Here is a 13,119-nt window from a genome sequence, read left to right on the forward strand (position 1 = left end):
ATGCCGTGCTGTCGCGTCTGCCTGACAAAGTTACGATGGAACTAAGAAAAACGTTTCAATTTGAAGCGGCGCATTTGCTGCCGCATTTGCCGCAGTCACATAAATGCCGTCGCTTGCACGGGCACAGTTTCTCCGTCGAGATCGCCGTGACGGGTGATTGCGATCCGAAGCTCGGATGGGTGATGGATTACGCGGAGATCACGGCCGCGTTTCGCCCGATCTGGGAGAAGCTCGATCACTACTACCTGAATGAAGTTGAGGGTCTCGAGAATCCGACGAGCGAGAACATCGCCATCTGGATCTGGCGCCAACTGAGGCCTGTGTTGCCCCTGCTGAGCGAGTTGGTGGTAGCGGAGACGTGCACCGCGCGCTGCGTGTACCGCGGGTAGGAGCGCGGGGCTTCAGCCCGCTTGAGCGCGTGGAGGCAATTGCGCGTAGGCAGTGTCCGCGACTGGCAGCGGGGTTTGACGCTGAAGCAGGCTGAAACCTGCGGTCTGGAAATCCCGGTTAACGTGGGACGCGTGACGACTTATTCCTGCCACACCGTGACGCCAGCCACTGGCACTTCGGCCGTCCCAACGAGGATCTTTGCATCGCGCGGCACGGGCGCACGCTGTGATTTCTCTGTGAAATTCGTTGCGATCCAGAATCCGTCGCGCCAATCCACGAGGAAATTTTCAGGAAGGTTTTCCGTTTCAACCCGCGCTCGGTCGAATACACCGCGAATCAACTGCGCTTCGAATCCGCCATCCTGCGAATCGACGCCGATGTAAGTCACACTCCCCCGGCCAAGTTTGCGTGTCACCGCAGCTGCGCCCCCCGCGTAATATTGGTCCGCGTGCGTGGCCAGTACCGTGGCGTCCGGGCCAGGTTCAAGCACCTCGCCCCACGTCACCCAATCGTAGGTTTGCCTCCCTGCTTTGACCTTCGCTGAATTGGGAGCGGGCAGGGTGTCATAGAATTTAATCTTCGCCCCGATGAGTTCGAGGATCGGCATCGCCCACGGTCCTTCCCACAAGTGACCCCGCCGATCCTTGATTCCGGTGCGGCAGCTCAGCACAAGGTGCCCGCCCTTTTCAGCATACGCCGCCAATCGGCGCACAAGATTCGAGTCAGCGAGTTGGTATGCGGGGGCGATGAGGAATGGATACTTTTGAAAGTCTTTGTCTTCGGTGATGACATCCACAGGAGCGCCGACACGCTTCAAGGCGCGATAATGTTTAAACAGGTGGCCCATCGTATCCCAGCGAATGTTCTGCTTGTGGTTGTCGATGTCCCAGCGGTTTTCAAAGTTGTAAAGAAGAGCCGTGCGGCGGGCGCTGTAAGCGGGGGGTTCCTTGGCATCAGGCTTTAGATTTTCCCGCAGCAAGGCGATTTCCTTCGCCGCCTGCGAATACTGTTCTCCGCCCGTGCTGGCAGTGACGCCGTCGGTGCCGACGATTCCATAATGATACTGCTCGGCTCCGAACAGAGGCTGCCGGTAGCGGTAGGTGCAGACGATTTTTGAGCCCGCAGCAAACGCCCGCATGAGCCACATGTGAATGGCGCCGGGATACGGCTGGGGATTCACTTCACCCCAATTCACCTGGCCAGGCTGCAGCTCCATGATGCCCTGGAAACCGTTGATGCTGCGGAAGAAATCGTGAGCGAAGGACATCTGCGCCGCGCCGCCGAGCCGGAAACCGAGCGGTCCTTCGTTCAAGTTTCCGTGGGCGGGATAAATCGTCCACGTCACGATTTCGAAATCCCTGGCGTTCAGGATCGGATACACGCGGTCAAAGCCCTGCATGAAATTGTGCGTGACCCACTGGCGATCACCGCAGTGCTTGCGGAGAATCGAGGTTTGAAACCGGAGATAATCGGCAGCTTCCTCGGCGAACCAGCGTTGGGAGTCGAGAACGGAATGTTCATTCCACTGCGCAACGAATTCGTCCTTGTTGGGAATGCGGATCTGATCGAAATTTTGATACAGCTGCGACCAGAACGCGTTGCCCCAATCGCGGTTGAGATTCTCGATCGTTCCATACTTGTTCTTCAACCACGCGCGGAACTTTGTCTGGCACGCGTCACAGAAGCACGGTTCCTTGCCGTAATGGCTCAGTTCGTTGTCGAGCTGCCAGCCCCACACGCGCGCATCATTGCCAAAGCGCTTGCCGAGTTCATCGACGATTTTGCCCACGTATTCGCGATACTTGGGGACGCTCCAGCAGGCGTGTTGACGCGTGCCGTGCTGCATGCGGCGTCCCTTGGCATCGATCAGCAGGATTTCGGGATGTGCTTCTGAAAGCCACACGGGCGGTGCCGGGCTGGGTGTGCAAAGGATGACCTTCAAGCCTTGCTCGGCGCAGAGTTGGACATTGCGCTCAAGCCAGTCGAAATCGAATTTCCCTTCCGCGGGCTCCATGAATGCCCAAGCGAACTCGCCCATGTGAACGAACTCGAGATTCAGCTTCTTCATGTTGCTGATATCGCGGGCCCATTGGTTGGAAGGCCACGCTTCTGGATAGTAGTACACGCCAATCTGCATGAGATCGCGTTGGGGAAAGAACTTCTCGGAAGCGGAAGCGCTGCCGAAACCAACGATCGCTGCCAGGGCCGATGCGAGTGCCAGGGGAAGTTTCATGGTGAAGCGGAGTAGACCAAGAAAGCGCGCGAAGGCGAAGTGAAATCAAGCCGTTGACGCTGGCTGAAATCGGCCCGGGCTTGCCAACTTACCGGAATTCTGTAGAAGGATGTGTCCACTCAAAGCGCTCGCAGCGTTCCTGCATCCAATTGCGATTTGTCTTATGAAAAAACTTCCTCTGGTTCGATGGCTGGTCTGCCTGGCGGCCGTTCTCGTGCCGGGCCTGACTTCGACCTCGGGCCAGGTGGTTCTCAGTCCGGCGTCGGTGGTTGGCAACACGCTCGGTGAATCTGCCCCCGAGGCAAGCGTCACGAACATGATCAACCAATCAGGGATCACGACGCCATTCGTCAGCGGCTCAACCCATTTCGATACGTATTTCGCAACGCCCAGCACTGTGTTTGCCAATGCCACCGCGAGCAACAACTGGCAGAGCGAGGTTGTCTTCACGCTGCCGCTTGCGGGCACCCTGGACTTCGATTTGGGAGCCACATACAACGTGGACAAGATTGCGATCTGGAACATCTCGGCGAGAGATGTGACGGTCCGCGTCGCCGACTCCATCGCGAATCTGGCCACCGCTCTCATCGCTGCCACCAACACGCTCGTGAATCACATCAACTTTCCGTTCAGTTATCCCGTGGATGTCTTGACGTTGAGTAACAGCTATTCAGGGCGGTATGTGCGTCTGGACATTCATTCCGCCTACACGTTCTCACCAAGCGACACCTTTGCCTTCGCGATCATCGGCGAGGTGGTGGTTTCCGCGTCCACCGATGTAGCCGTGCGGGGATTATCGATTCATTTGGAATCGAATGGAGACGCTGTGGTGACGTTCAGTGGAACCCTTCAAAGCACAACCAACGCGACGTCGTCGTTCATCGATGTGATCGGAAGCCCTGCCAGTCCCTACATCATTCCGAAGGCGACGCAATCGCCCGAGGCATATTTCAGGACCCGGGGAAATTAATACGTTTCAATGATGCGCCTGATTCTTGCGATCCTTGCGTTTCTGTCCTTCGAGTCAGTGCTCAAATCCGCGCCGCGTTCGCCCAATGTGATCTTCATTCTTGCGGACGACCTCGGGTACGGGGACCTCGGTTGCTACGGGCAAAAGCAAATTCGAACGCCGCACCTGGATCGGCTTGCAGGCGAAGGCATTCGTTTCACGCAGGCGTATGCAGGTTCGACCGTGTGCGCGCCGTCACGTGCCGCGTTGTTGACGGGAAAGCATACCGGTCGCGCGACCATTCGCGGGAATCGCGCCAATCGTTCACTGCCGGAAACACCGCTGTCTGCCCAAGAATCGACGCTTGGGGATATCTTCAAACGGGCTGGTTACGACACGGCAGTCATCGGCAAATGGGGCGTGGGAGAGAATGGTTCCCCGGGCGCGCCGAATCGGAAGGGCTTCGATTTGTTCTTTGGCTATCAGACCCAGTTTGCCGCGCATGATTATTATCCCGCGGCGTTGTGGCGAAATTCAGAACGGGTGGAACTTGCGCGCAACACCGGCGGCAGGCGCGGGACTTACACGCACGACTTGTTCATTGAGGAAGCCTGCAACTGGATTGCGGCACGTCGGGATCGTTCCTTTTTCCTTTATCTCGCACTCACGATTCCCCATGCGAACAACGAGGAGCGTCCGAATGGAATGCAGGTTCCGGATGCCGCTCCTTATTCGGATGAGGCATGGCCCGCGACGGAAAAGAACTTCGCAGCGATGATCACCCGCATGGACGACGGTGTTGGGCGCCTCGTCGCACTGTTGAAGGACCTGGGGATCGAGCGTGACACGCTGGTGGTGTTCACGAGCGATAACGGCCCGCATTCAGAAGGCGGACATAGCGCCGAGTTTTTCGACAGCAATGGTCCCTTTCGCGGCCGGAAGCGCGATCTTTATGAAGGAGGGATTCGTGTTCCGTTGATTGTGCGCTGGCCTGGGCGCATCCCGCCACGCGTTTCTGATCAGGTTGTGGCGGCGTGGGATTTTCTTCCCACGTTTGCGGAAATGCTTGGCGAAGCGAAGCCGGAAGAGACCACCGGGATTTCAATTCTGCCCGCGTTGTTGAAAGGCACGAGGATCAATCACCCGCCGCTGTATTGGGAATTTCATGAAGGGGGATTCAGCCGCGCTGTCCGCCGCGGCGACTGGAAACTGATTTTCAAGCCGGGAGCGGAGTCTCGCGAATTATACGACCTTTCCCGCGATCCCGCCGAAAGCCGAAATGTCGCATCGGAGCATCCGCGGGTCGTGCGGCGGTTGGAATCCGTGATGACCCGCGAACGCAAGCCGAGCGAACTTTGGCCAGTCGAATGAATCAAGCCGATACCGTAGCTCCCGCAAGGTTAGGAACGGCTCCCGGTTTTCCAAATCTCCTCGATGTGAGCGATGTCGGAAACGGTTCCTGCCTGGTACCAGGCTCCACGATGCGGAAGGCAAAAGAGCCGATTGCGGCGCAACGCTTCAAGCCACAGCACCTTCACAGAAAACTTCCCGCCAGGTGATTCCGCGAAGATCCGGGGATGAATGATACCAACACCTGCGATGATATACGGCGCGTCAGCGTCGATCCAATCGAACGTATTGTCAGGTTTGATGAACAAATGGTCTTCCCCTTTGTCGTGACCCACCGCGCGCAACTTCGATTGCGTTAACAGCAGGACATCCATGCGAGCGTCATCCCATGCGCGGCTCAGGCGGTTTAAAGCGGAGTCGTCGTCGTCCTTCCAGATGATGTCGCTGTTGATCGTAAAGAACGGTTCGGGCCCGAGCAACGGGAGGGCCCGATGCAATCCGCCGCCGGTTTCCAGCGGTTCTGGTTCCTCGGACAGCGTGATGCGCACGCTTGTGAAGGCCCGAAGGTAGTCCATCAGGGGTTCCTTAAGGTAGGAAACATTGATCACGACCTCGTCGATGCCATACGCGATCAGCTTCTCGAGCGCGTATTGAATCATCGGTTTACCCGCGACAGCCACGAGAGGTTTGGGCGTGTGATCCGTCAGGGGCTTGAGGCGCTTGCCGAAGCCGGCGGCCAGCACCATGGCTTTCCTAATGCGCTGTTCCATGTCGATTCATCCAGGTTCTTACGGGTGCCAGGGTGGGATGCTGCAAGGCGGTTTGAAGTCGACGCTCAACCCGCGCCGAATGCGACTCCTTGTACTGGTGCTTCTGTTCCTTGCGGCTTAATCGCTCGAAAATCGCAAGCACCCGGGTGTGCCGTTGGGCTGCCGCAATGGCGACCGATTGATCAAAGGCATCGCGTTCCAGTCCAGGAAAGGCATCCCGATAGCGTGCCAGCATTTCCTCCCGCAAGCCCGGCGGCAATTCACGGCGGGCGTCCTCCAGGAGTGACACCAGATCGTAGGTGACAGGACCTGCGTAAGCGTCCTGGAAATCCAGCAGGCCCACGCGCTGCACCCCCGCGGATTCGGGAAGGAGCATCAGATTGGCAACATGGTAATCTCGCAGCAGAAGGGATTGGGGAGCGGCATGCGCGAGCGGAAGGACCTCGCTCCAGGCGCGCCGGAATTCCTCCTGTTCCGCCGCCGGGATTCCGGGCGTTCGCCATTCCAGGAAGAGTTCGATGTCGTGCAACATCTGTTCGGGGGAATACACGCGAAGTCCGGCAGGAACAGCATCAGAATTTCGGTGCAACGAAATCAACAGGTCGGTTGCCAATTCGAAGAGTTCCCGAGGTTCAGCGCCTGAGTCCAGCAATTGAGCAAAGGTTCGATCCCCAAAGTCTTCAAGGAGCAGCCATCCGCGCGGAACGTCTCTTGCCAAAATCTTCGGCGCTGAGAACCCCAGCCGCCGCAGGTGTTCGTCCATCCTTACAAACGGGGGCACGCTGGATGGGCAGGAGGAGGCATCCATCAGGACTCCGGTTCGCGAGCCTTGGACAACTCGAAAGTAGCGGCGCTGCGAGGCATCTCCAGCAAGGGGCGTGACCTTCGCCTGGGGCCAGCCGGCAAACCAAAGGAAGGTTTGCATCGGGTCGGCGGGTTCAGCGGATTTGACGTTGATGCTCATTGTCGGCGGCAAGGTAAGAGCCTCCCTTGGAATTGGAAAGGTTCAGACGCGGCAGATATCCATGAGATTGCGGAAAGTCGTCGAAGTGGCCGAAGCCGCGCAGACACGGGGTTTCGCGCGGGTCGGGCGGGAATGGGGGCTTGACGCCTTTGCGGCAAAAACCTAATGTCTTACGCGAACGGTAAAGATTGCTGGATAGCCAGCGCGCCAAAGTCGGAAGATAAAACTTGCCGACTTTTTTGTTCCCCACGTGGGATTTGCCGTTTGAGGAAGCAATAATATGAACGCCGATTTTTTAGCGGTCCTGGATTATTGGGAGAAAGAGAAAGGCATCAGTCGTGAAATTCTCACTGCTGCTGTGCAGGAAGCCCTGTTGTCTGCCGCCAAGAAAGCCGTCGGCCCAGCACGCGAACTCCGCGTCGCCATTGAATCCAAAACCGGCGATATCAAGGCGTTTGCCAAGTTGGTTGTTTCCGAGAAGGTCATTTCAAAGCATGACCAGATTTCCGTGTTTGACGCTCGCCGCATCAAGCCCGATGCGCAAGTGGGAGAAGAGCTTGAAATTGAGGTCACGCCTACAGGGTTCGGGCGCATTGCTGCCCAATACGCCAAACAGGCCTTGATGCAGCAGATTCGCCGCGCGGAAAAGGCGCTCATCTTCACCGAGTTCAAGGATCGCGTCGGCGATATCATCAGCGGCACGGTTCGCCGCTTTGATCGCTCCGATGTGATCGTTGACCTCGGAAAGTATGAAGCGCTCCTGCCCAACCGGGAACGGGTTCCCACGGAGGAATACCAGGTGGGCGAACGTGTTCGTTGTTACGTGAAGGCTGTGGAGCAGGGGCCGCATGGGCCTGAGATCATCCTGTCCCGCGCCGATCCGCGCTTCGTGATCAAGCTGTTCCAACTGGAAGTTTCAGAAATCAGCGATGGCACTATTGAGATCAAGGGTATTGCGCGCGAACCGGGGTTCCGAACCAAACTGGCGGTCTGGACGCGTGACGAGAAGGTGGATCCCGTGGGCGCCTGTGTCGGCCTGCGCGGCCAGCGCGTGAAGAACATCGTGCGCGAGTTGAACAACGAAAAGGTGGATATCATCCGCTGGGATTCGAACATTCGCAATTTCATCACGAATGCGCTCGCCCCGGCGAAGCTGAAGACTTTTGAAATCGATGAGCCCCGCAAACGGGTGCGCATCCTGACCAGCGAAGACCAGTTGTCACTGGCGATCGGGAAGCGCGGCCAGAACGCGCGGCTGACGTCGAAGCTGACGGGCTGGCAGGTAGACATTGACGCCGAGCACGTGGTCACCAAGGGATTTGAGGAGAAGGTGGCCGAGGCGGTGGAATCATTGGCGGCGATTCCTGGGCTGACGCGTGAGCAGGCGGATGTGCTGGTGCACCATGGGTTGACGCGGCTCGAAGATTTATTGCAGGCGGATGAGAGCGACCTTTCGGGGATTCCGGAGATTGGCGACCAGGCAGCGGCGATCCTGGAAGCGATTCGCGCTGAGAGTGCGCGCCGCACGTTGAAGATTGGCGAAACGCAGGTGGGTTGATATGGTTGGCGCTTCAAAAACGCCTGTTGTAATCTCGCGCCTATGACGGCTGCCCGGCACAACCCGCATCCGCTGGCGCGGAGTTCGTTCGCAGTTAAACAGAATTATGCCCGTTCGTATTTACGATATTTCAAAGAAGCTCGGCCTGGAGAACAAGGAAGTTCTCACCAAGGCGAAGGAACTGGGCATTACCGCCGCGCGCGTTGCGTCGAGCTCCCTCGATAAAATTACCGCCGAGTACCTCGAAGAACAGCTGCGCAAGGATCACCCTGCGCTGAGCGCCCCTGCTGCGCCAGCACCGGCACCTGCGCCCCCACCGCCGCCCGACAAGATTATCGTCGTTACTGCGCCTCCGCCGGAGCCCCCGCCTGTGGTCGAAGTGGCGCCCGAGCCTGAACCCGTTCCCGAAGCGGAGCCGGTTTCTCCTGTGACTGTCGTTGAAGTTCCCCCGGCGGCCGAGCCCGCTCTTGAACCGGCGGTTTCCGCTGAAGCTGCCGCGCCGGAACCCGAAGTGGAAGCGCCGTTCGTTGAAGAGTCGGCGCCTGCCGAACCCGTGGCCGAAGTCCCTGCGCAGCCGCAAGTTTCCGCTGCGCCGCCCGTCCCCGCTGCCCCAACTGTGCCGAAGGTTGGTGAAAAGGTTGGATTTATCCAGCTTCCTCAAAGGCCGGCTCCGAAGGTTGGAGACAAAGTCGGTTCCATCAAATTGCCCCAGCCCCCAGTCCGGCGCGGCGAACCGCAGCGCGGCGATTTCAACAGGGGGCGTGATGTCCGCGGCGGCATGCGAGGAGCACCCCCTGCCCAGGGAACCCAAGGCCAGCGCCCGGGTCAGCCACAGCAGCGTCCGGGGGGCAGGCCTGAACCTTCGAAGCCTCTGTTGCCGGCCGATGCACAGGTGATTGTGATCAAGCCGCCGATCATGGTACGCGAGCTCGCGGAGCAGTTGAAGCAGAAGCCATTCGTTATCATTGGCGACCTGATGAAGCTGGGCGTGTTTGCGACGGTCAACCAGGCGATTGACGAAGCGACAGCGCAGAAGGTCTGTGCCGCTCATGGTTTTCGTTTTGAAGTGGAGAAGCGCGAACGCGGCGGCGGCGTGGTTCACGCTCCCATCAAGAAGGTTGAACTCGACCAGGAGGACAAGCCGGAGGAATTGCGTCCGCGGGCGCCGGTTGTCACGATCATGGGCCATGTCGACCACGGCAAAACCACGCTGCTCGACGTCATTCGCAAAAGCGATGTCGCGGCAGGAGAAGCCGGTGGAATCACACAGCACATCGGCGCTTACACGATCTCCTTTCCGCACCCCGAGCGGAAGACCGAGCTGGCGCAGGTCACCTTCCTTGACACCCCGGGTCACGCGGCATTCAGTTCGATGCGCGCTCGGGGCGCCAATGTCACTGACATTGTTGTGCTCGTCGTGGCAGCCAACGACGGTGTGATGCCGCAAACGCTTGAGGCGTTGAGCCACGCGAAGGCCGCGAAGGTTCCGATCATCGTCGCCGTGAACAAGGTGGATCATCCCAACGCGAACCCGCTCAAGGTTCGGCAGCAGCTGCAGGACAAAGGTCTGGTTCCGGACGATTGGGGCGGCGACACAATTTTTGTGGACGTCTCCGCGCTCACGAAGCAGGGCGTTGATAAGTTGATCGAGATGCTTCTGCTGCAGGCTGACTTGCTGGAGCTGAAGGCAAATCCGACGCGGCGCGCCAAGGGCAATGTGATTGAATCCGGCCTGGAGCCTGGCGGTCCGACGGCGACCGTGCTCGTGCGGAAAGGCACGCTGCGCGTTGGCGACGTGATCCTGTGCGGACAATTTTACGGCAGGGTTCGCGCCCTGATCAACGAGGAGGCCAAGCGCTTGAAGGAAGCGGGTCCTTCGGTGGCCGTGAAGGTCCTGGGATTGAATGGCGTTCCTGAAGCGGGATTGGAATTCAGCGTGGTCGAGGACGAACGCGCTGCCCGTGACCTGACCGAAGAGCGCGCGCAGGAAGCGCGGCTGCAGGGCCAGGAGGCGGCGCGCAGCAAGGTCACATTGGAAAACCTGTTTGCGACCCTGGAATCGCAACAAAGCAAGACGCTCAAGCTCGTTGTCAAAGCTGACACGCAGGGTTCAGTGGAAGCCATTGTGGAGGCGCTGAAGAAGATCGATTCGGAAAAGGTTTCCCTGGAAATCATTCACAGCGCGGTCGGGACGATCACCGAATCCGACGTGGCGCTCTCCTCGGCTTCCAATGCGGTCATCCTCGGTTTCCACACGCGGGTCGACAGCGGCGTTGCGGACAAAGCGAAGCATGAAGGCGTGCAGATCAAGCTTTACGCCATCATTTACGAGCTGATCGATGAGGTGAAGGAATCGATGGCGGGCTTGCTAGAGCCCATTCTCAAGGAAGTCATCATCGGATCGGCTGAAGTGCGGAAGGTGTTTGAACTTTCCAAGGGCGCGCCCGTCGCGGGTTGCATCGTCAACACAGGGCGCATTGCAAAGGGCAAGGTGCGGGTGCGGCGCCGGCGCGAGGTGATTTACGAGGGCCTGACGCAATCGCTGCGCCGGTTCCAGGACGAAGTTAACGAGGTCCGCGCGGGGATGGAGTGCGGCATTCGTATCGACGGCTTCGGGGAATTTCAGGTCGGCGACGCGATTGAGTGCTATAATGTGGAAAAAATAGCGCAGAAGCTGTGAGCTTCGGGTTGTGCGGCGAACGAGTGATGGGCGTGCCCGTCCACGATCGGCCGCAAGCTTCGCGCCCAGACTGGATGAACCATGCCTTCTCTTAGAATTCAAAGGGTCAACGAATTGCTGAAACGCGCGATTGGCGAGGCCATTCGCCGTGAACTGCCGGTTAACGAAACGGGATTGATCACGGTGAACGAGGTGGATGTCGCCGGCGATTTGAAGACCGCGACCGTCTACGCCAGCGTGCTCGGAAATGCCGAACAGCAGAAGCGCGGTTTCGCCCATTTGGAACAGCATCGTCCCCGGATACAGGACATCGTTGCCCGAAGCGTCGTCTTGAAGTACACGCCCGTGTTGCGCTTTGTCTTTGACGATTCCGTGGTTCGCGGCAACCGCGTGCTGGAAATCATCGAGAACCTTGAAAAGGATCCAAAGGCGGGAACCGAATAGTCGGATTCGGACCTTGCAGCAGCGCTCGCCGGGAGTTTCATGAAATCGCGTCCCAAGATCATCGATCGCATTATCGAAGCCATTCGAGAGAACGAAACGTTCTGCATCGTGGGGCACATCCGGCCGGATGGCGATTGCGTCGGATCCCAACTGGGCCTTGCGCTTGCCCTTCGCGCGGAAGGCAAGAAAGTCACGGTCTGGAACGAGGACACGCTGCCGGACAAGCTGGCCTTCCTCGATCCGGATCACCTGTTTCAACAACCGAAACCCGGCCAGAAGTTCGACTGCGTCATTGCAACGGATTGCGCAAGCTTCGAGCGGCTCGGCAAGGTGGGCGAGTGCGTGCAGGACCGCAGGTTGTCGATCAACATCGATCATCATGCCAGCAATACGCGCTACGCCGACCTCAATTGGGTTTCGCCGCGCGAACCTTCCACCGGTGAATTGATCTACCGCCTGCTGAAATGCGCCAAGTGGCCCATCACCAAACAGATTTCGGATTGCCTGTTCACCGCGGTCTCGACGGATACAGGTTCGTTCCAATACCCGTCGACGCGTCCTGGAACGTTTCACGTGGGCGCGGAACTGGTCACACGTGGCGCGAACCTCGCAAAGATTTGCGACGAAGTTTACCAGTCGTATCCCCTGTCGCGCGCGCGGCTGCTCAAGCACGTTTACAGCAACTTCAAGCTGACGCATGACAACCAGGTTGCGTATTTCTGGCTGAAGAAGTCTGACTACGCGCGCACCGGCGCGGGGAGCGATGACAGCGAGGGGCTGATCGATCACATCCGTGCGATCGAGCCTGTGGTTGTGGCGTGTGTCTTTGAGGAACTCGAGCCGGAGTTGACGCGCATCAGCCTTCGCTCGAAGAACGAAAAAATAAACGTTAACGAAATCGCCGCGCTGTTCGGCGGAGGCGGCCACAAGGCTGCGGCCGGCGCCCGCATTCCAGGCAAGCCGCTCGCCGTGCAGCGCAGGGTGATCGCCGCCATCCGCAAGGCGCTCGACGCTGCCACATAACGCTCATGCAAGAGTTCACCGCGCTGGACGGCGCACTGCTCATCGACAAACCAAGCGGCCCTACCTCTCACGACGTGGTTGACGCCATCCGCCGCAAGTTCGCGATCAAGAAGGTTGGCCATTGCGGCACGCTGGATCCGAATGCAACGGGGCTGTTGATCATCGTGCTTGGACGCGCGACGAAGCTTTCCGAACGGTTGATGTCCGACGACAAGGTGTATGAAGGAACGCTGCGGCTGGGCGAATCCACCGACAGCTATGACGCCGACGGTGAACTGACAGGGTCGTTGCCGGTTCCGCCGCTTTCGCTGGCTGAGCTGAACGAGACGGCCGCAGAGTTTATTGGCGACCTGATGCAAACGCCGCCGATGGTTTCAGCCATCAAGAAGGATGGCGTGCCGCTCTACAAGCTGGCGCGGAAGGGATTGGAAGTTCCGCGAGAACCGCGGCTGGTGCACATCTACAATTTCCGGTTCACCCAGTACGAAGAACCCCTCGCGACCTTCAAGCTCGCGTGCACGAAGGGAACCTACGTCCGCACGGTCGCGCATGAGATGGGCGAAAAACTCGGCTGCGGAGCGCATCTCGCGACCTTGCGGCGAACGGTTTCCGGCAAGTTCGACGTCGCCGATGCGGCCACGCTGGATGCTGTGCTGAAACTCTCGGCGGCCGAGCTCGCAAAGCGCGTGATTCCTTTCCTGAAACTCGCGGCCAACGCGTAGGTGCCGATTCCAGGCTGTTCGACGCGGAATTCTCAT

The 13,119-nt window shown here is 58.8% G+C and carries 11 protein-coding genes; 8 read left to right on the plus strand and 3 right to left on the minus strand.

Features of this window, described 5'->3' with window-relative positions:
• The first annotated feature begins 35 nt into the window (after positions 1-35).
• Entirely contained in the window at positions 36-389 is a 354-nt protein-coding gene (gene queD / locus VEH04_03895; GenBank protein ID HYG21900.1) for a 6-carboxytetrahydropterin synthase QueD, read from the plus strand.
• Positions 390-529: 140 nt separating this feature from the next.
• Here queD and VEH04_03900 read toward each other — a convergent pair whose 3' ends face one another.
• Positions 530-2,623, minus strand: coding sequence for a beta-galactosidase (locus tag VEH04_03900; protein HYG21901.1), 2,094 nt, complete (start codon positions 2,621-2,623; stop codon positions 530-532).
• Between the two features lie 163 nt (positions 2,624-2,786).
• On the opposite strand from VEH04_03900, the gene VEH04_03905 reads away from it, so the two are divergent.
• Together VEH04_03905 and VEH04_03910 are read left to right on the plus strand one after the other, a co-directional pair.
• Positions 2,787-3,593, plus strand: coding sequence for a hypothetical protein (locus VEH04_03905; protein ID HYG21902.1), 807 nt, complete (start codon positions 2,787-2,789; stop codon positions 3,591-3,593).
• A 9-nt stretch (positions 3,594-3,602) separates the two neighbouring features.
• A complete protein-coding gene (locus tag VEH04_03910; protein ID HYG21903.1) occupies positions 3,603-4,943 on the plus strand; it encodes an arylsulfatase in 1,341 nt (446 codons plus the stop codon).
• Between the two features lie 29 nt (positions 4,944-4,972).
• Here VEH04_03910 and VEH04_03915 read toward each other — a convergent pair whose 3' ends face one another.
• Both VEH04_03915 and VEH04_03920 read right to left on the minus strand, forming a co-directional pair.
• On the minus strand, positions 4,973-5,692 hold the full coding sequence (locus VEH04_03915) for a nucleotidyltransferase family protein (GenBank protein HYG21904.1): 720 nt from the start codon (positions 5,690-5,692) through the stop codon (positions 4,973-4,975).
• Positions 5,676-6,656, minus strand: a complete 981-nt coding sequence (locus tag VEH04_03920) for a phosphotransferase (GenBank protein ID HYG21905.1) — start codon at positions 6,654-6,656, stop codon at positions 5,676-5,678. The genes VEH04_03915 and VEH04_03920 overlap by 17 nt, the downstream gene beginning before the upstream one ends.
• A 280-nt stretch (positions 6,657-6,936) precedes the next feature.
• Here VEH04_03920 and nusA point away from each other — a divergent pair, with 280 nt between their 5' ends.
• The 5 genes from nusA (at position 6,937) to truB (ending at position 13,083) form a co-directional block, all read left to right on the plus strand.
• Positions 6,937-8,214, plus strand: coding sequence for a transcription termination factor NusA (gene nusA, locus VEH04_03925; protein ID HYG21906.1), 1,278 nt, complete (start codon positions 6,937-6,939; stop codon positions 8,212-8,214).
• 106 nt (positions 8,215-8,320) lie between these two features.
• On the plus strand, positions 8,321-10,894 hold the full coding sequence (gene infB, locus VEH04_03930; GenBank protein ID HYG21907.1) for a translation initiation factor IF-2: 2,574 nt from the start codon (positions 8,321-8,323) through the stop codon (positions 10,892-10,894).
• Between the two features lie 81 nt (positions 10,895-10,975).
• Complete coding sequence (gene rbfA / locus VEH04_03935) at positions 10,976-11,338, plus strand: 30S ribosome-binding factor RbfA (protein ID HYG21908.1); 363 nt, start codon at positions 10,976-10,978, stop codon at positions 11,336-11,338.
• 39 nt (positions 11,339-11,377) lie between these two features.
• On the plus strand, positions 11,378-12,361 hold the full coding sequence (locus tag VEH04_03940; protein HYG21909.1) for a bifunctional oligoribonuclease/PAP phosphatase NrnA: 984 nt from the start codon (positions 11,378-11,380) through the stop codon (positions 12,359-12,361).
• A 5-nt stretch (positions 12,362-12,366) separates the two neighbouring features.
• Positions 12,367-13,083, plus strand: a complete 717-nt coding sequence (gene truB, locus VEH04_03945; GenBank protein HYG21910.1) for a tRNA pseudouridine(55) synthase TruB — start codon at positions 12,367-12,369, stop codon at positions 13,081-13,083.
• The last annotated feature ends 36 nt before the right edge of the window (positions 13,084-13,119 follow it).

The sequence above is a fragment of the Verrucomicrobiia bacterium genome (assembly GCA_035629175.1).
GTDB lineage: Bacteria > Verrucomicrobiota > Verrucomicrobiia > Limisphaerales > DASXHY01 > DASXHY01.